22 protein-coding genes are annotated in these 24,473 nt (G+C 55.9%); 10 read left to right on the plus strand and 12 right to left on the minus strand.

The window, feature by feature from the left end; all coding sequences use genetic code 11:
• Nucleotides 1–97: 97 nt before the first annotated feature.
• The 3 genes from V8L70_RS18295 to V8L70_RS18305 all read right to left on the minus strand — a co-directional run bounded on the left by V8L70_RS18295 (nt 98) and on the right by V8L70_RS18305 (nt 4,169).
• Complete coding sequence (locus tag V8L70_RS18295; RefSeq protein ID WP_101145348.1) at nt 98–856, minus strand: DeoR/GlpR family transcriptional regulator; 759 nt, start codon at nt 854–856, stop codon at nt 98–100.
• Between the two features lie 124 nt (nt 857–980).
• A complete protein-coding gene (locus V8L70_RS18300) occupies nt 981–2,930 on the minus strand; it encodes an SLC13 family permease (RefSeq protein ID WP_101145349.1) in 1,950 nt (649 codons plus the stop codon).
• 261 nt (nt 2,931–3,191) lie between these two features.
• Nucleotides 3,192–4,169: an NADPH:quinone reductase gene (locus V8L70_RS18305; protein ID WP_101145350.1), complete on the minus strand. Its 978-nt coding sequence runs from the start codon at nt 4,167–4,169 to the stop codon at nt 3,192–3,194.
• A gap of 197 nt (nt 4,170–4,366) precedes the next feature.
• Between V8L70_RS18305 and V8L70_RS18310 the strand changes: the two genes are divergently transcribed.
• The 3 genes from V8L70_RS18310 to V8L70_RS18320 all read left to right on the plus strand — a co-directional run bounded on the left by V8L70_RS18310 (nt 4,367) and on the right by V8L70_RS18320 (nt 7,561).
• On the plus strand, nt 4,367–5,122 hold the full coding sequence (locus V8L70_RS18310; RefSeq protein ID WP_101145351.1) for a glycerophosphoryl diester phosphodiesterase: 756 nt from the start codon (nt 4,367–4,369) through the stop codon (nt 5,120–5,122).
• A 47-nt stretch (nt 5,123–5,169) separates the two neighbouring features.
• A complete protein-coding gene (gene nfo / locus V8L70_RS18315; protein WP_101145352.1) occupies nt 5,170–6,033 on the plus strand; it encodes a deoxyribonuclease IV in 864 nt (287 codons plus the stop codon).
• A gap of 106 nt (nt 6,034–6,139) precedes the next feature.
• Nucleotides 6,140–7,561: an amidase gene (locus V8L70_RS18320; protein WP_101145353.1), complete on the plus strand. Its 1,422-nt coding sequence runs from the start codon at nt 6,140–6,142 to the stop codon at nt 7,559–7,561.
• Between the two features lie 63 nt (nt 7,562–7,624).
• Here V8L70_RS18320 and V8L70_RS18325 read toward each other — a convergent pair whose 3' ends face one another.
• The gene (locus V8L70_RS18325) at nt 7,625–8,059 is read right to left on the minus strand and encodes a hypothetical protein (RefSeq protein ID WP_101145372.1); all 435 of its coding nucleotides are present in this window, start codon (nt 8,057–8,059) and stop codon (nt 7,625–7,627) included.
• A 279-nt stretch (nt 8,060–8,338) separates the two neighbouring features.
• Here V8L70_RS18325 and V8L70_RS18330 point away from each other — a divergent pair, with 279 nt between their 5' ends.
• Both V8L70_RS18330 and V8L70_RS18335 read left to right on the plus strand, forming a co-directional pair.
• Nucleotides 8,339–10,057, plus strand: coding sequence for a proline--tRNA ligase (locus V8L70_RS18330; RefSeq protein ID WP_101145354.1), 1,719 nt, complete (start codon nt 8,339–8,341; stop codon nt 10,055–10,057).
• 64 nt (nt 10,058–10,121) lie between these two features.
• Entirely contained in the window at nt 10,122–10,664 is a 543-nt protein-coding gene (locus V8L70_RS18335) for a transglycosylase SLT domain-containing protein (protein WP_431313233.1), read from the plus strand.
• Between the two features lie 11 nt (nt 10,665–10,675).
• Here the strand turns inward: V8L70_RS18335 and V8L70_RS18340 are convergent, their stop codons facing one another.
• Both V8L70_RS18340 and V8L70_RS18345 read right to left on the minus strand, forming a co-directional pair.
• Complete coding sequence (locus V8L70_RS18340) at nt 10,676–11,896, minus strand: PqqD family protein (protein ID WP_101145356.1); 1,221 nt, start codon at nt 11,894–11,896, stop codon at nt 10,676–10,678.
• A 46-nt stretch (nt 11,897–11,942) separates the two neighbouring features.
• Entirely contained in the window at nt 11,943–12,215 is a 273-nt protein-coding gene (locus V8L70_RS18345) for a hypothetical protein (protein WP_157826454.1), read from the minus strand.
• A gap of 380 nt (nt 12,216–12,595) precedes the next feature.
• On the opposite strand from V8L70_RS18345, the gene V8L70_RS18350 reads away from it, so the two are divergent.
• From V8L70_RS18350 to V8L70_RS18365, 4 genes are all read left to right on the plus strand, one after another.
• Nucleotides 12,596–13,273: a carboxypeptidase regulatory-like domain-containing protein gene (locus tag V8L70_RS18350; protein ID WP_101145358.1), complete on the plus strand. Its 678-nt coding sequence runs from the start codon at nt 12,596–12,598 to the stop codon at nt 13,271–13,273.
• A 49-nt stretch (nt 13,274–13,322) separates the two neighbouring features.
• The gene (locus V8L70_RS18355) at nt 13,323–15,677 is read left to right on the plus strand and encodes a putative bifunctional diguanylate cyclase/phosphodiesterase (RefSeq protein WP_101145359.1); all 2,355 of its coding nucleotides are present in this window, start codon (nt 13,323–13,325) and stop codon (nt 15,675–15,677) included.
• Nucleotides 15,678–15,689: 12 nt separating this feature from the next.
• Nucleotides 15,690–16,589 carry a DUF3034 family protein gene (locus V8L70_RS18360; RefSeq protein WP_232774542.1) on the plus strand — a complete coding sequence of 300 codons (900 nt, stop codon included), beginning with the start codon at nt 15,690–15,692 and terminating at the stop codon, nt 16,587–16,589.
• Nucleotides 16,590–16,652: 63 nt separating this feature from the next.
• Entirely contained in the window at nt 16,653–17,087 is a 435-nt protein-coding gene (locus V8L70_RS18365; RefSeq protein ID WP_101145360.1) for a group I truncated hemoglobin, read from the plus strand.
• Here the strand turns inward: V8L70_RS18365 and V8L70_RS18370 are convergent.
• The 4 genes from V8L70_RS18370 to V8L70_RS18385 all read right to left on the minus strand — a co-directional run bounded on the left by V8L70_RS18370 (nt 17,071) and on the right by V8L70_RS18385 (nt 19,732).
• The gene (locus V8L70_RS18370) at nt 17,071–18,219 is read right to left on the minus strand and encodes a GGDEF domain-containing protein (protein WP_101145374.1); all 1,149 of its coding nucleotides are present in this window, start codon (nt 18,217–18,219) and stop codon (nt 17,071–17,073) included. The two genes, V8L70_RS18365 and V8L70_RS18370, sit on opposite strands and share 17 nt — an antisense overlap.
• Nucleotides 18,216–18,716, minus strand: coding sequence for a hypothetical protein (locus tag V8L70_RS18375; protein ID WP_101145361.1), 501 nt, complete (start codon nt 18,714–18,716; stop codon nt 18,216–18,218). The genes V8L70_RS18370 and V8L70_RS18375 overlap by 4 nt, the downstream gene beginning before the upstream one ends.
• 221 nt (nt 18,717–18,937) lie before the next feature.
• The gene (ccoM, locus tag V8L70_RS18380; protein WP_157826455.1) at nt 18,938–19,093 is read right to left on the minus strand and encodes a cytochrome c oxidase subunit CcoM; all 156 of its coding nucleotides are present in this window, start codon (nt 19,091–19,093) and stop codon (nt 18,938–18,940) included.
• A gap of 120 nt (nt 19,094–19,213) precedes the next feature.
• Entirely contained in the window at nt 19,214–19,732 is a 519-nt protein-coding gene (locus V8L70_RS18385) for an FKBP-type peptidyl-prolyl cis-trans isomerase (RefSeq protein ID WP_101145362.1), read from the minus strand.
• A 97-nt stretch (nt 19,733–19,829) separates the two neighbouring features.
• Here V8L70_RS18385 and V8L70_RS18390 point away from each other — a divergent pair, with 97 nt between their 5' ends.
• Nucleotides 19,830–21,191: an AmpG family muropeptide MFS transporter gene (locus V8L70_RS18390; RefSeq protein ID WP_101145363.1), complete on the plus strand. Its 1,362-nt coding sequence runs from the start codon at nt 19,830–19,832 to the stop codon at nt 21,189–21,191.
• Nucleotides 21,192–21,239: 48 nt separating this feature from the next.
• Here V8L70_RS18390 and V8L70_RS18395 read toward each other — a convergent pair whose 3' ends face one another.
• Both V8L70_RS18395 and V8L70_RS18400 read right to left on the minus strand, forming a co-directional pair.
• Entirely contained in the window at nt 21,240–23,057 is a 1,818-nt protein-coding gene (locus V8L70_RS18395) for an SEC-C domain-containing protein (protein WP_101145364.1), read from the minus strand.
• A gap of 106 nt (nt 23,058–23,163) precedes the next feature.
• On the minus strand, nt 23,164–24,405 hold the full coding sequence (locus V8L70_RS18400; RefSeq protein ID WP_101145365.1) for an ABC1 kinase family protein: 1,242 nt from the start codon (nt 24,403–24,405) through the stop codon (nt 23,164–23,166).
• Nucleotides 24,406–24,473: the final 68 nt, after the last annotated feature.

A 24,473-nucleotide genomic window follows, 5' to 3' on the forward strand; every position in this document is an offset into this window, starting at 1 on the left:
ATTTTGTTGACTTGCTTTCGCTTTATTATGTTTTAAGGCTACTCCAGCCGCTCTAAATGCTCAAGGATGAAACTGCGACAAAGACGGCTAGGCTAGGCTAGGCGATATGCAGCGCTACATCGTGCTGGGTCAGCAAGCGCTGGATCGCTTCCGGCGGTTTGCGATCGGTGAAGAGCGCATCCAACTGGTCCAGATTGCCCTGCCGCACCACCGGGTTACGGTGAAATTTGGAGTAGTCTGCCGCTAGGTAGATGCGCCGCGAATTGGCAATAATCGCTTGGGCGACACGTACTTCCTGGTAGTCAAATTCCAGCAGTGAGCCATCCTCGTCAATGCCACTGATGCCGATGATGCCGTAATCCACCTTGAACTGATTGATAAAGTCGATGGTGGCTTCGCCGATAATCCCGCCATCGCGAGAGCGCACCTGCCCCCCGGCGATGATTACGGTAAAATCCTCTTTATGCTGAAGAATGGCCGCCACATTCAGGTTGTTAGTAATGATCTCGAGACCCTGATGCTCCAGCAACGCGTGGGCAATCACTTCATTGCTGGTACCGATGTTGATGAACAGCGATGAGTGGTTGGGTATGTGTTGCGCCAAGCAGCGGGCAATGCGCTCCTTCTCTTCCAGGTGAAGCGTCTTGCGCGTGCTGTAGGCGGTATTCACCGTGCTGGATTCGATGCCTACACCGCCATGCACACGGCGCACACGGCCTTCATCAGCCAGGGTATTCAAATCCCGCCGAATGGTCTGCGGTGTCACCGCAAAGTGGTCGGTGAGCTGTTCGATACTCATGTAGCCGTGCTGACGAACTAGCTCGACAATGGCATCCTGACGAAATTGTTGGTTCATAAGCCCGGCCTGTTCGATTTTCTTGGTTTCTGAACGTAATAGGTTAGCAAAATTTTCGAAACCTAATAGCCTTCATCCCCTCTTCGCTACCATCACACCGACAGGCCGGACCGTTAGACGTTTTTTAAAGCGGCCATACCAGCAGAATAAGCGGGATAGCGGCAGCCAATACTACCAGTGAAAGCGGTAGCCCCAGTTTCCAGTAATCGCCGAACCGATAGCCGCCAGGGCCCAGCACCAGTGTATTCGACTGATGGCCGATGGGAGTTAAAAACGCACAGGAAGCACTTACGGCCACCACCATCAAGAACGGATCGAGCGAGACATCGAACCCATTGGCCAGGCTGACTGCAATCGGCGCCATCAGCAGCGCAGCCGCCGCGTTGTTGACCACATTCGAGAGCAGCATAGAGAGCAGGAACAGCCCCACCATGGTGACCACCACCGGCCAGTCGCTGCCAAAGCGCAGCAGTGCATCGGCAATCAGGTCGGCGCCGCCACTGGTTTCAAGCGCCTCCCCCACGGGTATCATTGCGGCCAACAGCACGATCACAGGGCCGTCGATGGCTTGATACCCTTCGCGCAACGGCAATACGCCAATCAGTAGCGAAATCAAAGCAGCGGTACTCATGGCGACTGCCGCAGGCAGCAGATCGAACAGCATGGCAATAATTGCTAAGGCAAAAATGGCGATCGACATTGCCAGCTTGCGCGGCTGCCCCAGATGCAATTCCCGGCTCGCTAACGGCAGGCAACCGAGGGAGGCCAGACTGTCGGACATTTCATTCTCACTGCCCTGCAGCAGCAACACATCGCCGTTCTTAAAGCGGATATCACGCAGACGCTGCTTCAAGCGCCCACCGTCACGGGCCACGGCCACCAAGTGCAGGCCAAACTGGTGATTCAGGCGTAACTGGCGCACGCTGCGGTTAATCATCATGGAATCATTGCGTACCACGGCTTCAATTAGCTGCAAGCCTTCGGTATCCACCGGCTGCCGGTCCTGTGCCGCATCTTTCGCTTCACCCATGCCAGCTTTCTCGCCCTCTTCGCCGCTTGCGGTGTGCTCAGGGCCGTCCGCCTCCTCTTCCAGTTCGGCTATCGCACTAAGCCCTACCTTATCTTCCAGCATCTGGAGTTCATCGGGTCCTGCTTCCAACAGCAGGATATCGCCCTCTTCCAAGGCGCCGTGGAAGTTATAGCCAGCACGACGGTTATCATCGCGAACGACCGCTAACACGGGGATGGTTTCGTCCAGCTCATCGCGCAATTGCTGTAACGTTAAGCCTTTGGCTTTCGACTCTTCACCTACTTTCAATTCCACCAAATAGTTGGCGGTATCGAACATTTCATCGGTAGAGGCTTGGCCGCTGCGCTTCGGCGTCAAGCGCCAGCCCACCAACACAATAAACACAAGCCCCACCAGCGCCACCGCAATCCCGACAGGCGAAAAGCTAAACATGCTAAACGCTTCACCCGTCACATCGCGCCGGTAACTAGAGATAATGATATTGGGTGGCGTGCCAATTAAGGTTGTCAGGCCGCCCAGCAGAGACCCGAACGCCAGCGGCATCAGCAGTAAAGAGGGCGAGGTATTATGTTCACGAGCCAACCGCATCGCCACCGGTAACAGCAGTGCGAGAGCGCCCACATTGTTCATAATGCCCGATAACAACACGACGGTACCCACCAGCACTAATAGCTGAAGCAGCAGGTTTTCACCCACTTTTACCACTTGATTGGAAATAATATCGACCACACCGGAGCGTTCAAAGCCCCGGCTAAGTACTAGCACGGCGGCCACTGTAATAACCGCCGGATGGCCGAAACCCATAAAGGCATTCTCGGCAGGCACTAGCCCGAGCATGACCGATCCCAGCAACGCCGCCAACGCGACTAGATCGTAGCGAAAGCGCCCCCATATGAACGCAACCAGCGTCAGGCCAAGCACGATAAAGACCAACGTACTTGGCGAAAGCGCCAACCACTCAAGCCCTAGCGCTTCAAGATTAAGACTCTCAACTCCTGAGCCCTCAGCACCTGAGCTCTCAACACTCATGTCCTCAGCCGACATCCTTTTCCTACTCCCTTGCCACCGTTTGATAGCGGCAGCATACGATTGATGCACTCCACGCCACAGGCATGGCTATTCCCCACGCACATTAGACGTTTACTATACACAGATATAGTCCCTGCATACGCACCGCCCGTTGAATAGCCGACCGTGGCATTCGGCCCTGAGCAGCTTGCCAATAACGTGGCAAGCGATGAGAGCCGAATGCGTCAGCTGAGTGTGTATGTAGGTGCGTATGTAGGGTATTTATGTAGGTAGGAATTAGGGCAAGAGAATAGTCGAGCCGGTAGTTTTACGGCTCTGTAGGGCGTCCTGGGCCTTACCCGCTTCTGCCAGCGGATAGCGGTTGGCGATGTCAATCTTGACCTTTCCGCTCTCGAGCATGGCGAAGAACTCCTGGCACATCATCTCCAGACGCTCGCGCGTGTCGGCGTAACCGTTAAGGCTGGGGCGGGTCACGTAAAGCGCGCCCTTCTGGTTGAGGATGCCGATATTAACACCATCCACCGGGCCAGAAGCGTTGCCGAAGCTCACCATCAAGCCGCGCGTCTTCAGGCAATCCAGCGACATCTCCCAGGTATCCTTGCCTACCGAGTCATACACCACATCGCACATCTCGCCGTTAGTCAGCTCGCGCACCCGCTCGACCACGTTCTCTTCGCTGTAATTGATCGTCGCCCAGGCACCATTGGCCATAGCCAGATCCGCTTTTTCCTGGGAACTGACAGTACCAATTAGCTTGACGCCTAATGACTTCGCCCACTGGCAGGCAATCGACCCTACCCCACCGGCAGCCGCATGGAACAGAATGGTTTCGCCGCCTTTCAGCTCATAGGTCTGGCGCAGCAGGTATTGCACGGTCAGGCCCTTGAGCATACTGGCCGCTGCCGTCTCGAAATCGACAAAATCGGGGAGCTTAACCACTTTCGCCGCAAGCAACGTATGCAGTTCTGCATAAGCGCCCAAAGGCCCTTGGGCATAAGCGACGCGATCACCGACGCTTAAGTGCGTCACGCCAGCGCCGACAGCATCGACTACACCAGCGCCTTCGGTGCCAAGGCCAGAAGGCATCGCGGGGGCAGGATAAAGCCCGGTACGAAAATAGATATCAATAAAATTGAGGCCAACGGCTTTATTGGCAATACGCACTTCGCCCTGGCCGGGTTCAGCGGGGGTCACGTCGACCAGTTCAAGCACCTCGGAACCGCCGGTCTGGGCAAATTGGATACGCTTAGACATTAGGGTTTCCTTTCATTGTTGGGTTTGTACAAGATAGTCAAGACAACAGGTGCCGCTATACAAGCGCGTCGCGTGCTATAAATCAAGCTAGTACGCTATCACCGGTTGCGGCTGAACACTGGCGCGATGAAATCCTGTTGTCATGCACTCATGTTAGAATCAATACTCCTTTATCGTCCAAGACTTAGAGCGCTGTCATGACGCATCCCGCTATTCAAGTTCCCTCGCTGATTGCCCACCGCGGCTACTCTGCCGCTGCTCCCGAAAACACCTTGACCGCAGTGCGCGCCGCCCATCAGGCGGGCGCCACCTGGGTAGAGCTGGATCTGCAATTGCTCGGTGATGGCACCCCGGTCATCTGGCACGACGCCGACGTGTCACGCTGCTCAAATGGCCGCGGTAGCCTGGCCTCAATGAGCTGGGCAACAGCGCAAACGCTGGATGCGGGCAGCTGGTTTGGTGATCGCTTTGCAGGTGAAAAAATGCCCAGCTTGGGAGAGATGCTGGCGCTGCTTAACGAGCTGGAAATGGGCGTCAACATGGAGATCAAGGTTAACAAAGGGCGCGATCCCATCGCGCTGGTTGAGCGCGCCCTACCTGAGATGCTGGATACCCTGCCTTCCGAACGGCTGATCATCTCCTCCTTCAATACCGAGGCCCTGACCCACTGCCGCCAGTTAGCGGGCAAGGAGCGTCTGGCGCTGGGCGTGCTGTACAATGGCGTACCCAAAACTTGGCGAGCACAGTGCGAAGCCATTGAAGCTTTTAGTGTGCATCCGTCCTGGTCACGCCTGAAGCGCGCCCAGGTTGAGGCCATGCAAAAGGACGGCTATCAGGTCCTGTGCTATACCGCCAATGACCCCAGTGCCTTCCATAGCCGCTGGGCGTGGGGTGTCGCCGGTGTGATTACCGACGAACCCGCCGTGTTCAAGCGCTTTCTAGATAGCCATTGATCCATTCAGATACTTGAATACGTTCAAACAATGACAAGGAGTCCGTTGTGAAATACCTGGGAGCCCACGTGAGCGCAGCTGGCGGCGCAGACCAAGCCGTTCACCGGGCGGTAGAGATCGGTGCCGATGCCTTTGCGCTGTTCACCAAAAACCAGCGCCAATGGAAAGGCAAGCCGCTCACCGATGACGCGATTCAAGCCTTTCGTGACGCCTGTGCTAAACACGATTTTTCACCTGGGCAAATTTTACCCCACGACAGCTACCTGATTAATCTGGGTCACCCGGAGCAGGAAGGCTTAGCCAAATCACGGGAGGCCTTTTTAGATGAAATGCAGCGCTGCGAGCAGCTCGGCCTCACGCTGCTCAACTTCCACCCAGGCAGCCATCTAAACAAGATCAGCGAAAGCGACTGTTTAAAGCGTATTGCCGAGTCCGTTAATGAGGCGCTTACACATACCCAAGGTGTCACGGCAGTGATTGAAAACACCGCTGGGCAAGGCACCAACCTGGGCTGGCGCTTCGAGCATCTGACCGAGATCATTGACCATGTAGACGATAAAACCCGGGTAGGCGTATGTATTGATACCTGCCATGCATTTGCCGCTGGCTATGACCTGCGCAGTGCAGAAGCCACACAGGCAACGCTCGATGAGCTGGGTAAAGTGGTGGGGTTCAACTACCTGCGAGGCATGCATTTGAACGATGCCAAAAGCGGATTCGCCAGCCGTGTGGACCGCCATCATAGCCTGGGCAAAGGCAATATCGGGCTACCCGCCTTTACCACCATCATGCAGGATGCCCGGATTGACGGTATCCCCTTGATACTGGAAACCATCGAGCCAGCTATATGGGCCGAGGAGATCAGTTGGCTGCGCGCCCAGGCGCCCGAAGAAGCCACGCCGAGCCATTAAACTCTGCACGGCTGCGGCTTCTGCATGGCGCGGCTTTTGCACCCCAGGCAATGCTTGCCTACCCTTAGACTCCTTTCCCAAGCCCAGCCGACGTAAGGAGTATGCAATGAGCGGTACCGATCTTGGCAGCCTGGATGCCCAAACCTTAGCTCACTTGTTCGAAAGCCGTGAGGCTTCACCCCTCGAGGCGACCCGAGCCGCCCTTGAGCGGATTGAGCGCTTCAATCCGGACGTGAACGCTTATGTTCACGTGGATACCGAAGGCGCCGAATCAGCGGCAAAAGCCTCGGCAAGGCGCTGGGGGCAAGGTAAACCGCTCAGCCCCATCGATGGGGTGCCGGTATCGCTGAAAGACCTGACTCAAGTGGCAGGCATGCCATGTCGGGAAGGGTCACTGACCTCCTCCGACGCGCCATGCGATACAGATGCGCCTCCGGCCCGCATGTTGCGCGAAGCAGGGGCGGTGATACTGGGCAAAACCAATACGCCCGAATTCGGCTGGAAAGCAGTCACCGACAACCGCGTCTTTGGCGCCACGACCAACCCCTGGAATACCCGTTTGACCCCTGGCGGCTCCTCCGGCGGAGCCGCTGCAGCCGCAGCTCTCAATATGGGCGTGCTTCACCAGGGCGGCGATTCAGGTGGCTCGATCCGTATTCCTGCGGCGTTTACGGGGGTATTTGGCTTCAAGCCCACCTACGGCTGGACACCTCAATGGCCGCCCGCAAAAGAGCCCAGCCTTTCACACCTGGGACCACTGACGCGCACCGTGCGCGACGCGGTCAGCATGCTAAATGTAATAGGCCGCTACGATTACCGTGACCCTTACGCCACGCGCGGCCAACCCGATTGCTGGGGGGTCGACCTGGAAAAAGGATTAACCGGCTTGCGAATTGGCTACTCCGCAGATCTTGGCTACGCCACGGTAGACCCGCAAATTGCTGAGCGCGTGCATGAAGCGGCGACTCGATTAGAAGCCTTGGGAGCTGAAATCGTCGAGGTAAACCCAGGCTTCTCATCGCCACTGGAGACCTTTCGTAAGCTGTGGTTCACCGCCTCGCTAGAGCAGTGGTCGCAAACGGGGCAACACCAGCGCACGCTCTTGGATCCCGGCATGGTAGCCAATGCCCGCGAAGCGGAGCCCTGGAAAGCCGTTGAGCTGTTTCGTGCCCTGGCCGACCGTGCAGCATTAACGCAGCATCTGGAACACTTCAATCAAGAGTACCATCTGCTGATGACGCCCTCAGTGGCGGTCAGTCCGTTTGAAATCAACCATGAAGTTCCCCCCGGCAGTGATATGCAGGACTGGGAAGAGTGGGCGCCGTTTAGCTACCCTTTTAACCTCAGCCAGCAACCCGCCGCATCAATACCCTGCGGATTTACCGATAACGGCTTGCCGGTGGGGTTTCAACTCGCTGGCGGTAAATTTGATGACATTCGCGTTCTGCGCGCCTGCCACGCTTACATGGAAGCACATCCACCGCGCTTTCCCAGTGCTCCCAATCCCGCCAGCATGCGTAACGCATAGTCAACATGAAAAAACCCAGCCAAGCGTAACGCCAGGCTGGGTTTTGCAATTAATGGATAGTCGTTACATCGTAGACAGCTTTTCTTCGTCCAGTACGCCCGACATGCGCACCATTGCGAGCGCTTCATCAAGGCTATCCATTTCTTCGATCATGACCAATTCGCTCTCCAGGCTCACCGGCTGGCCAGCCTTTTCAGACAGCAGTTTTTCCAGGGAGGCTACATCCATAGCGTCGTCTAACTGGTGAACATCCACTGAGGCGCTGTTGCGGCCGGGTAGGTAGATGGTGCCATTAGAGAAATCCACGGCGTAAGCAATTACCCCAGGAACGATAAAGAACAGTAACCCCACCCCATTGGCAATGGCGACCACCGGATCAATATCACCGCTCATTTGGCCTTTGCGCTCAGGATGAAAAAGTGTACCGCAACCACTCAGTGACACAATGGAGACGCCAACCACGGCGCCTGTCAACCAGCGACGAACGGCTTGATGCATGAAGGTTTCCTCAATCAAAAAAGTAACGGTAGTCGGTGTAACATGTTGTGATGAAGCCATTTCTAGCGGCTCATTGCTACCGACCAGCACGCCCTAAAACCTGCTTAGTCTAGCACACCCGACCAAAAGCACAGGGTTGAGATGATCATGCGGATTTTGCCGCTTTAAGCGCTAGGCCGTACAATGCCTACATTCAACGTAAACGGGGCCACTGCCCCGCTTCCAGGCACACTTTCTTCTAAACGCTATTTTTCTAAGCTCTAAGGAATGCTCACGCCCATGCGCGCCAGCCAATTATTGATTGCCACTCTGAAAGAGACCCCGGCCGACGCCGAAGTCATTAGCCACCAGCTAATGCTCCGCGCCGGGATGATTCGCCGTTTAACCTCAGGGCTCTATACATGGCTTCCGCTAGGCCTGCGCACACTGCGTAAAGTGGAAGCCATTGTGCGCGAAGAGATGAACCGCGCCGGTGCCCAGGAGGTTCTCATGCCGGCCGTGCAACCGGCTGAGCTGTGGCAGGAGTCCGGCCGTTGGGAGCAGTATGGCCCTGAGCTACTACGCCTGAAAGATCGCCACGACCGCGATTACTGCGTTGGCCCAACCCACGAAGAGGTCATTACCGACCTGGTGCGTAAAGAGATCGCCAGCTACAAGCAGTTACCAATCAATTTTTATCAGATCCAGACCAAGTTTCGCGACGAGATTCGTCCGCGTTTTGGCGTGATGCGCTCACGTGAGTTCATCATGAAGGACGCATACTCCTTTCACCTTGATGAAGCCTCGCTGAAGCAGACCTACCAGGATATGTACGATGCCTACACACGCATTTTCACGCGTTTAGGCCTCGACTTCCGCCCGGTGATCGCAGACAACGGCTCCATTGGCGGTACGGGCTCCCACGAATTCCACGTACTGGCGGGCTCCGGCGAAGATGACATCGTGTTCTCTAACGCCTCCGACTACGCGGCCAATATGGAAAAAGCCGAAGCTCTGCCTGCTCCTCTGGGCAGCGACATACAGCGCGAAGCACCTACCCAAGAGATGCATCTGGTAGATACACCTAACGCCAAAACCATCGCCGCCCTGGTTGAGCAGTTTGATCTGCCGATCGAGAAAACGGTCAAGACCCTGATTGTACGTGCAACTGAAGGTGGCCTGATTGCCCTATTGGTGCGCGGCGATCATGAGCTGAACGAGGTAAAAGCCGAGAACCTTCCCCAAGTGGCGGCGCCGCTGACCATGGGCAGCGAAGAGGAAATTCGCGCAGCAGCCGGCGCAGGCTTTGGCTCGCTTGGCCCGGTGAACCTTGATATGCCCATTATTGCCGACCGCAGCGTTGCCCTGATGAGCGACTTTGGCGCGGGTGCCAATATTGAAGGCAAACACTATTTCGGGATTAACTGGGAGCGTGATGTGGCCCTGCCCGAAGTAGCGGATCTTCGCAATGTGGTGGAAGGCGACCCCTCTCCAGATGGCCAGGGCACGCTCTCTATCAAGCGCGGTATCGAAGTTGGTCACGTTTTCCAGCTTGGCCAGAAGTACTCCCAGGCCATGAACGCCAACGTGCTGGGCGACAACGGCAAGACCAGCCACCCGTGGATGGGGTGCTACGGCATCGGCGTGACCCGCGTGGTCGCCGCCGCTATTGAGCAGAACCACGACGAATCGGGGATTATCTGGCCTAACGCTATCGCACCGTTTCAAGTGGCGCTGGTGCCGATGAATGCGCACAAGTCTCAGCGTGTACGTGAAGAGTCCGAGCGCCTTTACCAAGCGCTGAGCGCTGCGGGTCTCGACGTATTGCTGGATGACCGTGACACTCGCCCTGGCGTTAAATTTGCCGACCTGGAACTGATGGGCGTACCCCATCGCTTGGTGATTGGTGATCGCGGCCTGGATAATGGCGAGTTGGAATACAAAGGCCGCCGGGATAGCGAAGCAACCATGGTGCCCGCCGACAAGATCGTCGACTTCCTGCGTGAGAAGGCGCGCTAACCCCGCCAAGGCAGCCACCGCGTCTCGTGGATTGTTTAGCGCTACGCGGTGGCTAACCCTTAAGGTGGCGCTGGGCCTACTCCTGCTCAGCACCGCAGGGCCTGCAGCAGCACAGCCACTGCCGCCGACCCTGCGCCCTACCCTTGAAGCCGCCAATCAGTATCACCAAACGCCTCAGCAACAGTGGGCAGCGCGCCAGTGGCGAGCACGCATGGACGCGCCGCTGGCGCGTTTTATCAATGACGCCGCCCAGCGACGAAGCCTGCTTACGCGTATCTATCAAGAAGCCAGGCTGGCAGCCTTACCGCCAGAGCTGGTATTAGCCTTGATTCAGGTGGAAAGCGCCTTCAAAGCCGATGCAATCTCTTCGGCAGGTGCCGTCGGCTTGATGCAAATCATGCCCTTCTGGGTCAGCGAACTGGGGCTTCCGATAGACGATTTGACGCAGCCTTCGCGTAATCTGCGCTATGGCTGTACGATTTTGGCGCACTACTTAGCTATTGAAAATGGCGATTTTACCCGTGCGCTAGCGCGTTATAACGGCAGCTTAGGGAAAACCTGGTACCCGGAGCGAGTCATGCATGCTTGGCGAGATACGTGGCGCTAGCCTAGATCGCGTTAAGAGGCGCTTGCAACGGGCTCAATTAAGCCAACGGCTAAGAACTGCCCCAGCAACTCAGCCATGTCGCTACGTACTTGCTCAAGAGAGACCGGCATAAAAAATGCCACCAGCGTTTGGCTTAGCTCCTCGATGGTCAGTGCTTCATGCTGCAGTAATGCCCATGCCGCTCGGCTAGTTACGTTCATACGATGGATCTCGCCCCCCTCCTCCACGATCACGAATAGCTCATCGCCGAGAGGATACTCATGCGCCGTTGGACGCGCTCGCCACTGGCGCAGATCGTTTCGATCAAGCGCCGCAGCCTCAGGCATTGCCGCGGCCTGTGAAGGCGATGTGTAAGTAGCCGGCTGGGCGTGAAGCGCCTCTTTTAGTTCGCGCCCTACAAAAGCGGCCGCTTCGTATGCATCTGAATAGCGCAGCAGGAAACAGGGCATGCGCTGTACCAGAGGCCAGAATTTATCAATCAGTTCCTGGTCGGAAAGCGTGTCGGCAAAATTCTGCTTTAACAGTTGCCACAACCCTTCTCCATGTTGCAGCGACGTAAGCTGGGGACGAGCAACACTGTTATCCCGGTCAATCAATATAATGGCACCGACCGGGCACTGCTCTCCGTGGCGAGCCAGCAATGTTTCGTCCAACGCGACATAGCCATAGCGATCATCGCTCGGCCCTCGGTGCCGATGAATAAAGTCCTGTAACTCGTCCGCAATCGTGGTGGGAAGCGGTAAACGCAAACGTGGCGCGACACCCAGCGAAACCCCCTTTCCTTGAGGCGTCAGCGCCACGACATCATCCCCAAAAACACGGTATCCAGCGGCTGCAAACGCACACGTCAGCGTACTTTTACCGGCACGGTGAGACTCAGGAAAAATGACTAATTGACCGTCTATCTCAGCCGCACCGCAGTGCAATCCAATATAGGCTGGATGCTGGCGCAAATAGGCCCCAGACATATCTGCAATAACGCTGCACGCCGTGCTGACTGGCGTTTCCAGCCACATCCCCTTGGGCAATGCCGGTGCCTGCTGCCAAAACCCCTCTTCCTGCTGCCAAACACAAATATCTGGCTTGTTTGGCTGTAACGGACATGGGGTAAGCGGCCAGCCTGGCATGGCAGCTTGAAGAACCGGCAGCAGTGGCTGAGCATTCACCAGGCGAATACACGGCCCCAGACCGGTGAGCGCGTAATCAACAGCTTCGGCGTCAGACGTCATCATCGGTTTCACCAGCCGCGTGGGAGTAGGCGGCTGATACGCAGCTCAATCACACCATCACGTTCCCAACGAGGACGTTCGTCATATCGCTGGGGACGCGAATAACCGTTGCGAGAATAACCAGGCTGTGAATAGTCTGGCCGGTCGTAGCTTGGCCTGGAATAGTTCGGCCGGTCATAGTGAGGTCTGGAATAGTTCGGCCGTGAATAATGGGGTCTTGAATGGTCAGGCCGTGAAAAGCTGGGCTTTGAGTGGCGACGCCCCGAATGATGTTGATGTTGATGCTGATGGCGGCCCTTAGGGCGAGAGCGCCCGCGTTCATGTGCTTCAGCCTGCCCCGTTGAAAGCAGTGTAGGAGCCACGTAAAGCGCCGCTGCGCCAAGCCCTAGACTAGCCAAGACCTGTCGGCGTGAACGCCGCTGTTTTAGCATTGTGGTGACTTCATCCTGAGTGCTCATATCACTTCTCCGCAGTTATCGAACACCGTTTTCTCAGTATTCACTTTAACCACCGCTTCAACAGAGCGCCACTAATCGGGGCTGTTTTCCCTATTGTTTACTCTTTTTTGCAAGAGTTGGCTTACCGTTAAGCCGAAAGCATGACTTTCTTGCATAATCCTTTCACTATTAGCCTCAACGCAGCATCAGAAAAACACGCTGCCAATGACATATATTACCCCTCAACGTGAGATGCCGACTTCCAATGCCAATACAACGTCGCCTTTATGTTGGTTTTATCAGCACATTCACTGCTGCGCTCGTTGGGCTGGCGATAACTCTCTTTAGCACGACCGCTAACGCTGCACAGATCACCGTCAACAGCGACGAAGGCTTACCCCTTGAGGATGCCGTTGTGGAGGTCTACTACGACTCAGCATCTGCCAATCAGCCACAAGAACAGAATATCTATCAGCGCGATGCGACCTTTCATCCCAGGGTGCTAACCGTGCCCACCGGCAGTTATGTGGCATTTCCCAATCAGGACACTACACGCCACCACGTTTACTCTTTTTCACCGGCGAAAACGTTTGATTTGAATCTGTACCTACAGGAAACACCCCCACCCGTTCATTTTGATCAGGCAGGGGTCGTCGTATTGGGATGCAATATCCATGACCATATGCAGGCCTTTATAGTAGTCAGCGATGCGCCCTATGCGGCAATAACGAATGCCGACGGCACGCTGACCCTACCCGCTTTACCGCCAGGCCAGCATCGTGTACGTGTTTGGCATCCTCGCCTTGATGACAGCCAACAACGGTGGTGGGAAGGCACGATTACCGACACGGATCAGTTGGACGTCCGTTTAGAGCTCAACGCGTTGCCGCCGCCCGAGCCAATGCTGTCTCCTCTTCAGCAGCGGTTTAAAGATGCCAGTTAAGCACTTTCCAGTGTTTAAAATACGCTGATCCGCCATTTTCGAGGTTGCTATGCGCTTTCGAACACGCCTCATGCTAGTACTGCTAACGGTGGTGATTGTTTCGCAATTTGCCACCGGCGTGGCGTTTCTTCGCGCTACGCAAAATGACATCCTCGCCAAAGGGTCCCAGCGTTTAGAGGTAGGCGCCAACGTATTGCAGCAATTGCTGGATTCACGCGGCGAACAGTTAAGAGATAACGTCGCGATCCTGGCCGATGATTTCGGCTTCAAGAGCGCCGTTTCCACCCAGGATACCGAGACGCTCTACTCCGTGCTGGCCAATCACGGTGATCGCGCCAAAGCCGACATGGTGCTTTTAAGTAGCCTTGATGGCCATATTTTGGCAAGCAGCCATCATGTACAAAATAGCCCGATGCCTTTCCCGCAGCTCTTGGCGCGCGCGCGCCAGGAGGGCACCGCAGTTAGCGTCGTGATTGCCGAGGGTCAGCCGTATGAGTTCGCCCTGCTGCCTGTGCGTGCGCCGAATCTGATTGGTTGGGTGGGGATGGGCTTTTTAATCAACGAAGCAGTGACCGAGGAGATTAATGCGCTAACCGGGCTTGAAATAAGCGTGGTCAACTATCGCGATAACGGCGAGATAAGCTACCTCGCAAGCTCCCACCAAGAGCAATTAGCACGGCAGTTAATGAGCGGCAGCGGTGACGAACTCATGAAAGGGGAATATTCATCCACTAGCCAAATGACGCCCGATGCTGAGTATTTTTCCTATGCCAGCCCGCTCTATGCTGATGACACCAATCAAACCTACGCATTACTGCAACTTTCGCGCAACGAGCTACTGGGGGCTTACCGCTCACTGCAATGGCAGCTACTCGGTATTGTCGCGTTAATCCTGCTTTTTACCCTATTAGTGGCCATGTGGAGCGCGCGAAGCATGAGCAAACCGCTCATAGAGCTGGCCAATGCGGCGCGGCGTATCGGCCAGGGTGAGCGTATTACTCGCTTATCAATTGGCCAAGAGCGTAGTGAAACGGGCTTATTGGCATCAACACTGCTCTCTATGCAGGAAGATATTATTCAGCGGGAGGCCGTACTTCATCATCAATCCCGCCACGACTTACTCACCGATTTACCCAATCGCATTAGCGCTCAGGAAGATATTTGTCTCTCAATCCAACGGGGCGAGCCCTTCACGCTACTGCGCCTAGCGATCAATAATTTTCGCGATATTAATGACACCTTTGGCTACGCGCTTGGGGATCATCTATTGGCCACTCTGGCCAATCGTTTGCAACATTTGCCTGCGCCAGAGAACAAAGCGTATCGGCTAGATGGCGATGAACTGTTACTGCTCGTCAAACAACCCAGTAGCAGCATTGCATGGCGGACACAGCTGTTTGGCATTCTAAGCCAACCCATTGACCTGGATAAATCGCCCATCACCCCCTCGCTTTCAGCGGGTGAAACGAACTACCCCGAGCATGGCGACAGCCCTCAGCTATTATTGCGCCGTGCTGATATAGCGTTAGACATGGCACGCCGCCATCGGCATGCGCATCAATACTACCTGGAGGGGCAAGATGAACATCATTTGCGCCAGCTCACGCTCATTCGTGATCTGCAGGAAGCAGTGGGTAATGGGGAACTGTGGATGGCGTATCAACCCAAGGTGGATATTCATACGGGGTTAGTCCATCAATGTGAGGCGCTGATGCGCTGGCGTCATCCCTCACTGGGCTTTGTGCCGCCCGATGAATTTATTGGGCTGGCCGAACGCTCGGGCAATATCCGCATGCTTAGTCAATGGATGCTAACCCACGTTTGTGCGCAGATCCAAGCTTGGCAGCAGCGAGGCTATCACTTGTCAGTAGCCGTTAATCTCTCCGCCAGCGATGTTATGGATCCGCAGTTAGCGACACACCTAGCGGATCTCCTCAAGCGTTATCAGCTCACCCCCGACCAGTTGAGTTTAGAAGTAACCGAAAGTGCGGTAATGCAGGATGTGGATGCGGCCATGACCACCCTGCTAGAACTCACCCAACTAGGGTTGCGTATCGCCATTGATGATTACGGCACCGGTTACTCCTCACTGGCACAAATTAAGCGCCTGCCCGTGGATGAGCTGAAAATCGACAAATCGTTTGTGCTGGCACTCGACACCCAGCAGGACGACTTCACCATTGTTCGCTCGACTATCGAGATGGGCCACAGTTTAGGCCTGCGTTTGGTTGCAGAAGGGGTTGAGAATCGAGCCAGTGCTGAACTACTTAGCACGCTCGGCTGTGACTATCTCCAAGGCTATTGGATTGCCAAGTCGATGCCCGCTGAAGAGCTCACCGGCTGGTTGGATAATTTCGCCCCGCTGGTGCTTCCCCTCCCTGCCCTATCGCCCATGAGAATCTAAATAGAGAACCCCATGACGTTACGCTACACCGTGCCAATGCATTTAGCTTCGCTCAGCACCTTATCGAAGGCCTTACTTTGTCGTTTCTTTGTTGCCTGCTTCATCTTTAGTCTGGCGATAGCCGTCATGCCTAGCCATGCTGGCAGCCGTATTTTAGGTACCGGCGGGGTGAGTGCCATTGAAGGCGCAGCGGGGGGAGGTTTATCCCCCTGGGCGGTACTTGCCAGCACAGCAAGCGAGCACGAAGTAGGCGTTACCGCCGCCGCTACCCGCGCCTGGGTGGATGATTACCGGCTGACGGTAACCGGCGCCAGTCTGAATATTTACGATCGAGCTGAAGTCTCTGTCGCGCGTCAAACGCTTGATTTAGACACGCTGGGCGGCGAACTGGGCCAAGATATTTACGGCGCTAAAGTACGTTTACTGGGCGATGTGCTTTATCACCCCTGGGGTATTTGGAGCGTTGGGTTACAGCACAAACGGCTCGTGGACGGCACCACCCCCACCGCCCTGGGTGCCGACGAAACGCACGGTACCGATATTTATCTCAGCGCCAGCAAACTGCTGTTTAGTGCAGTTGCGGGCCGCAACGTGCTGCTCAACGCAACACTGCGCAATACCGATGCCAACCAGGGAGGCCTACTCGGTTTTGGTGGCAACCAAGATGGCCGCTCGTGGCTAGCCGAGGGTAGCGTGGGGCTGTTTGTCACTCCCCGCTGGATTATTGGCGCTGAGTATCGTCAGAAACCCGATAACCTAAGCGAGGCGAGAGAGGATGACTGGCAAAGTCTTTACAGTGCCTACTTCTTCAATAAGCATCTATCGCTCACAGGTGCTTGGCTGGATTTAGGCGACATTGCTGGCCTGCCTTCCCAGCGCGGCGGGTACCTTTCACTCCAGGCCGCTTTTTAAGTTCACTGCTTTAATTTTACTGCTTTAAGTTCACTGCGAGAGCTCATCCAAAAGGACATAACAATGCGCCGCTATTTAATGGCTTTGATGTTGACGACCATCGCCCTCTCTCTGGCCAGCTGTGCACACAATCGCAACCAAGCGACGCTCTACGAGCGCCTGGGAGGGCAGCCTACGATCGACGCAGTGGTTGAAAACCTCTTATACCGGATTGCGGATGATGCCGAGGTGGTGGTGTTTTTTGCAAACACGAATATCGATTTATTTGCTGAATCGCTGGCTAGTCAGCTATGCGATATCAGCGACGGCCCCTGCCGCTACGAAGGCCCGCCGATGGATCGTGCCCACCAGCATATGGGAGTGACGAACGTACATTTTAATCGTGTAGTGGAGCACCTCGACGCGGCGATGGAGGAGGAAGATGTTACTCTTGGCGCACGCAATGAACTGCTGGGGAGGCTCGCGCCCCTGTATGCAGAAATTATGCGTCTTCAGTAACCTGCCAACCATCACGTCCTGCTGCTTTCACCCGGTAGAGCGCTTTATCGGCGGCTTCGTAGGCGTAGGCAAACGTTGCTTCGTCGGCCATAAAACGGCTCCCACCGACACTGAAGGTAACGCCTTTTTTATCTGGATGGGCGGGGTGCGCAAAGTCAGCTGCGCGAATCCCTTCAATTAACTGACAGCAGTAGCTCTTTAGCGTTTCAGTATCGGGGCAGCGAAGGAGTGCCGCAAACTCATCGCCTCCCAAGCGGTAGAGCTGCGCTTCATCATTAAGCGTTTCACCAATCAAGGTGGCCAGCTGGCGCAGCAGGGTATCGCCTTGCGGGTGCCCGTAGGCATCGTTGTACTGTTTAAAAAAGTCGATATCGATCAGAATCAGCCCCAGCGACTGATGCTGCTTTGCCAACACATCTTGATGCAAAGCGCTGCGATTGCCGATTCCAGTAAGTGGGTCACGCATCGCGCGCTGCATCCACTCGAAAGTCTCTTGCGTTGCATGATCGGTGCGCCGTAACTGGCGCTCATGAAGCCACCAAAACACCAGCCCCATCACGAAGATCAATAGGCTGGAATACGTCAGTACTTGGTTATGTTGGCGAGTGCTTACGGAGAAATCATTGATCGCCGCACCACGCTGGTCTAACTGATCCATCTCAATGTGGGTAAGGCACTGTATTGGCCCAAACAACTCGCCTACCGCGCCGACTCGATCAATTTCGGCCACCTCTAACCGTGCTAATACACGGTTTAAAATTCTCAGGCTTGGCTCCGTGCACTCATACTGATGCCGATAAACATGCATATCGGATAAGCCGTAAGAGAGCTCAATGTCGGTGATAGCCGCAGCGAAAGCTTCCTGCTCAGGCTGGTCGGCTAGCAGCTCGGATTGGGCATTTTGTAAGTAAACCCGCGAACGGGTGGCCAGTTGCTGACCGGTCAAATTGCCCGTCTGGCTAAAATAGGCCTGTATTTCTGGGTAAACCCAGCGCGACTCATAAACAATCAGCACCATCAGCGCCAAAAAGCTCATCACGCTCAGCGACAGCCATGTGACATAGCGAGGCTGGCGAGCTAAAGGGCGTGGTTGAATGGATGGCGCCACCGCAGGCTTGGCTTTGGATATCACCACTTCGCCTCTATGCTACGAATCATCCAGATCCAGTCATTGAAATCCCGCAGGTTCGCGACATCGCGGCCACTATAGTCTCGCTCTACCAGCCGCACGGGACCTCGTGTACGAATGGTTAACGGGGCACCATCTTCTGAGGTAATTAAATACCAGGTGGGGTCGTCCCACCCTTCAAGGGTCACTTCGTAGTCATCCCAGGCGGTGAAGTGCAGCGCTGGCGGTACTTCACCAAACTGATCAATCAAAAAATCTTGAAACGCTACGCCCTGCATTTCTACATCGCGCCCCTGGTAAGGGTCGTAAAGTGTAAAAGTGGTATCAGATATAGCGTGTAAATCACTTAAAGCGATCTTCTGGGTGACATCGCCATTGATAATATCCAATGCTTGTGCAAAGGCAGACGCGGGCAATAAGGTGCTAGTGCTAATTAACACGCACGCTAATAGACCACGTGCACGAACCCATGGGCTGCGTTGTAAGACAACTGCGTTCATGGCAAAGCTTCCTGATGTGTTAATCCTTTCAACGAACTTTACCAGAGCCCGCCTAGCTTTGCTTTTCAACGCAGGCCATATAATTTCAACTCACGATGAATATGAAATATGGAATATGGAATATGAAACATAAAAAAGCCAGCCCACTGTGGGCTGGCAACAAGAGGCTCACTACGCTAGTAAACCCCCTCCCCTGACAACGTTGACGCAAGGCAGGTCGGCTATTTTTTGCGCTCATCCTTACGCAGATGATCGCGAATCACGAAGCCGACCCAACCCACCATAAAAGCGATAACCAAAGCGACGGTGACCAAACCGAAAACAACTGTGTCATCCCAATACATGGTGAATCCTCCCGCCGTGATGTATGCGTTCATACTAGTCACTCATCGGTGGGAGAATGCTGACCTAGGTCAAGTTGCGAGTGGCGGGAGTAAGCGGTTGAACAGGAAATTGATACTAGTCAATTTTTGGGCGTTCATAGCAGCGCAACCACGCTATAGAACTTTACGGTCTTCAACTTTGCTGTGCTCAGTGCCCGGCGGTAACGGGTGACCTTTGGCAAGCTCTGCGCGGGTGGCGTCGCGTACGTCCAGAATCGTTACCTGATAGTTAAGCGTGCGCCCGGCAAGCGGGTGGTTGGTATCCACAGTGACACGGTCGCCCTCCACTTCCAGCACGGTGACGATTTGCGGGCCGGCTTCGCCTTCGGTTTGAAAACGGCTGCCGGGGGTCAATTCCGCATTGCCAAAGGAGGCAAGGCTGACCTCCTGGATCAACGCCTCGTTTCGCACTCCGTAGGCATCGGCAGGCATCAGTTGAACGCTTAGCACGGCGCCCACCGCTTGGCCCGCTAGGGCACTTTCAAGCCCCGGCACAATATTGTCGTGGCCGTGAAGATACTCCAGCGGCTTATTGCGCGCCTGGGAGTCATCCAATACCTGCTTGCTGCCATCGTTGAGCACGTCGCTAAGAACATAGTGCAAGGTAACTACCTGATGCGCCGTAATCGACATGGAAAACTCCTCTCCGGTAAGCTGTCGGCTTTGTAATCGAACACTGCGTCAGTTTATCACTTGGTCATTGCTAACGTCTTTCCAGGAGTAGCGCTTAATGTTAAGCCCCACCCCCCAGCGCAGTTGGCTTGCTGCGCTGGCGATTTATTGTCGTGCGCCCGTTATCACCATGCTGTTTCTGGGGTTTTCCGCAGGCCTACCCTTTCTGTTGGTGTTCTCGACGCTCTCCGCCTGGCTACGCAGCGATGGCGTGGAAGTTGCGGCGATCGGCTTTTTTGCCTGGATCGGCATGCTCTACTCGATCAAGTTTTTCTGGGCACCGGTGGTTGACCGGCTGGCACTGCCGCTACTGACTCGCGCCTTCGGCCAGCGCCGCGGCTGGATGCTGTTAGCACAAAGCATGATTGCCGCCGGACTGGTGGGACTCGCCGGTTTGAGCCCGGTCGGCAATCTCGGCTGGGTGGCCGTCTTTGCGCTGCTGGTTGCCTTTGGCTCAGCAACGCAAGATATTGCCATCGACGCCTACCGAATCGAATCCGCGGATGACAACGTCCAGGCAGCCATGGCCTCGACGTATATTATTGGCTATCGCGGGGGCCTGCTTGCTGCTGGCGCTGGGGCGCTGTATATCGCGGCGTCTACGTCTTGGGATGTTGCCTATCTCAGCATGGCGGCACTGATGAGCATTGGCGTGCTGACCGTATTGCTGCGCCCGGAACCCAAACGCGCATCACTTTCCATTCAGCTTATTCACGAACCCAAGGTACGTGCATTCATTCGCGCCAGCCGCGGCAAACCCAAATTTTTACGCCGTATGGGCGCCTGGAGCATTGGCGCGTTAGTCTGCCCCTTTACCGACTTTTTTAGCCGCTATGGGGTAAAAGCGCTATGGATTTTGGTGTTTATTGCAGTGTTTAGAATCAGCGATTTGGCCATGGCCTCTATGGCCAATCCGCTCTATATCGATTTGGGCTTTTCGCTAGCGGAAATTGCTAACGTGACCAATATATTTGGTATCGCGATGAGCATTACTGGCGGGATTTTAGGCGGACTGCTGGTGGTGCGTTACGGCATCGGCCCGCTGCTTATCTTCGGGGCGGGGTTGGTCATGGTGACCAACCTGCTGTTTGCGGCGCTTGCGGTGGTGGGTAATCAACTACCTATGTTGGTCGTCACGATTATCGGCGACAACCTCGCCAACGGGTTGGCCAGTGCGGTGTTTATCGCCTTTCTTTCCAGCCTCACTTCACGCGCTTATACCGCGACGCAGTATGCGCTTTTCTCATCGCTTATGACGCTACCGGGGAAATTCTTGAGCGGTTTTGGCGGGCTCGTGGTTACTGCCGAGGGCTACCCGAGCTTCTTTGTCATCGCCACTCTACTCGGCGTGCCCGCCATTGTGCTTGCCATCTGGATCAACCGCGACAAGCAGTTAGTGCCTACCCCCAAGCCTGCTTAAACAGGCTTGAAGGCCAGGCTTGAAGGATTAGACGAGTGAATATTTGGGCTAGCGGTGTGATTCAAGCCAATCCAGGGCGCCCGGCGTCGTGCGCCACTGGTCGCGCATCAGCGTGCGGTACTGCCATGCTTCGGCCCGGGAGCCGGGGTCAACCTGGCCATCTGGGTGGGGCATGGAAGGCCGCGGGTTCTCGGCGCAAATCAGCTCTAGCGCATAGCGATTATGACCAAGCACATCACTAAGCGCCGTTTCAGCGGCTTCGCGCTGCTCTAAGCGATAGAGCGCCAAGGTCTTGCCCATCAGCAGCCCAAGTACCAGCGAGCCGTCGTCGTCATTATCTTCGGCCAGCGCCAGCGCTTCTTCGTTACGGTCGTCGCGCAGCAGTTGATCTAACACCAACTCACGCAGCCCCAAGCTATCTTCCTGGTCGATCAGCAATAGCTCTTCGGCCAGCTCGCGAGAGTGCTGGCGCGCGCCACGCTCCATACCGACCACCAGCGCCAGGCCGGTGCGCAGTAGCATGGCATTGTCAGCATCATCCCAACACAGGTTGCCGTCACCCTCGGCGCGGGCCTGTTCCATCCAGCGTGAAAGACGCAGTGCCAACGGCTCCAGCAGGCTAGGTGCCATCCACGGCAGGCTGCCAAAACGGCTGGTGAGTGCCAACGTTAAATCTTGCACCACCTGCGGGGCATCCAGCCATTCTGGATGTGCGCACAGCGCCGACATCCATTCAACCGCATTGCCCCAGGGGTCATCGCGGAAACCCAGCGCCACATCCTCATCCACCAGCACCTGAAACTGCTCATGCCAGGCGGCAAATAGCGTCGCTTCGCGGGCGCTGGTGTTATACAGCAACCGACCACTTTCAGAGTCAGCCTGAATATCGATTTTCGGCGCAGTAGGCAACGCTGCCAGCAACGCCTGAAGCGACACCAGCGGTGTGGCCAAGTCTTCTTCTGCACTGAGCAGTTGGTCGGCAAGCGTAGCCCCGGGGTTTTCCGCAAGAGCAGCCAGGAAATCCAGTTGGTCTTCGTCCAGTTCGCCCTGACGAACTAGGCGGCGATACCAGAAGTTGGCACGCTCCTTGGCTTCCTGCTCGTGGCCTTCATGTAGCAGCAGCATGGCTTCGATGTAAGCCAAGGTAGGCGAATCGGGCAGCGCCTGTTGGGCTTTTACAAAGGCACCCCGGGCGCTGTCTAAATCATCATTATCCAGGTGCATAAGACACAAGCGTTCGAGAGCGACGCCGCGCAGGAACAGCGGGCCACGCTCCATGACATCGTCGAGCAGATCGGCACGCTTGCGGGTAAAACCACGCTCTTGATAAATATCCAGCAGGATTTCAAACGCGGGTTCAGCCTGCTCGGGCAGCCGTGACCAGTCGCTGCCGTCAAACAGTGACTCTAGAATCTGCATGGCGCGACCGGTCTGGCCGCTTTCAGCCGCAATAAGGCCCGCTTCCAGCAGCGCTTGCGCCGGTGCCTGCTGGCTATCCAGCGCCGCTTTCAGGGTAGCGCCCTTCCACTCACGCAGCGAGAGCATCCACATCATCTGATCGGGGATGTCGGTGGGAAACTCGACTTTGTAGCAGCACTGCTTGAATTTGCGTCCGGAGTCGCACCAGCACGGCTCGTTGCGCCCCGGCGTGGCAAGTGGCTCGCAGGCAAAATTAAGCCGCTCCAGCGGCGTTTGCGACCACAGCACCGGCGCCAATGCCTGAGCCATGGCCACATCGCCTTCAAATGAGTCCGCCCCTTTGGCGCGTACCCAGGTCATGAAGTCCGGATAGTGTTCTTGTTGCCTGATTGCCGAGAGTGCCCCGGAGGCAAATCCCAGCAGCTGATCGACCCATACCGCCAGCATTGCCGTCTCCACTGTGTTTTACGATGACCCGTAATCGATGTCTAAAATGAAAGCGGCATAGTTTATCACGAAGGCCGTCGCCCCCGCAGCGGCAATCGGTTTATCGTTAATGGGCCCGTTGTAACAATGGGGTCGTACGCTCATTCATATCCAACCGAGCGCCTAAACGCACAAGATTCCAGTAGTGACCATTGAGCGCGCGTGAAAGCAGCAGTGTATCTGCAGGTGGCTGCAGGCGGTCCATGGCCGCCCAGACCTTTGGCGTGAGCTCGCGTAAACGACGGTGAACACGCACGTCGCTGAAATCCTGTTCACCCGGCGCGAACAGCGGCGCGATACACTCCGCCGATTCGCGATAGAGCGCTAACGGCGCGCCCTGCCCCTGGCGACCCCCCATCTGCATCAGCGCCTCATCCATGCCCATGGGGTCATGCTTTAGCGTAGCATCAAGCAGTTGCATCATTGCTTTGATGCGCGTCTCCGGCACGGCGATCACCGCGCCTAAATCGTAAATCACCAGTCGCCCTTGGGCATCGGCAGCGAAGTTACCCGCATGGGGGTCAGCGTGCAGTTCGCCGTAGGTAAATAGCTCCTGGGTAATCCAATCGGCTAATGTTTGGGCAATGCCCTGGCGCGTCGCATCATCGGCGTCCGCCAGCTCTCGCAATGGCGTCCCGTCGACAAAGCGCATTGCCAACACATGTTGGCCGGAGAGCGCTGGCAAAGGCTCGGGAATCACCAGTCGGGGATCGTCTTGATAGCGTTCACGGTAGCGGGCCAACGCGGCAGCTTCGGCGTAATAATCCAACTCCCCACGCAGGCTTTCAGCGAGCTCATCAAACAGCGCATCCAGCCGCGCCTGAGGCACTTTAAACCAGCGGCCTAACCGCTTAATGCGCCGCACCTGAATCAAATCGCTCTCCAGCACCTCGGCAAGGCCAGGGTACTGCACCTTGAGCACAATCGTTTCGCCTTCGTGGGTAGTCGCCCGATGCACCTGCCCCATGGAAGCGCTGGCAAAGGGTCGCTCCTCGATCTCACTGAAATAGTGGTCGATGTCACCGTACTGCAGTACCAACGCTTCACGGATACGCGGCCACGGCATGGGTTCGGCCTGGCGCTGCAGGCGAGCTAGCTCCTCCGCAAGATCCGGGGGCAGCAGGTCATCCCATTGAGACATGATTTGCGCAAGCTTCATGGCCGGCCCTTTCAATTCGGAAAGCCCTTCGAACAACGCTTCTCCCAGGGCGCGCCAATCCGCCTGACCGCCCAAGCGGGTTTTCAGCAACGCCCCACCAGTACGTGCGCCCAAGCCCATCAAGCGCCGTGTTCTACCTTGTTCACGCATTGGTCATGCCCTCACGTCACTGTCTCTATAGCTAACGACAGTGCCAGCAAATAAAATTATCTATACAC

It is taken from the genome of Vreelandella arctica, from assembly GCF_037070215.1.
GTDB classification, from domain to species: Bacteria; Pseudomonadota; Gammaproteobacteria; order Pseudomonadales; family Halomonadaceae; genus Vreelandella; species Vreelandella arctica.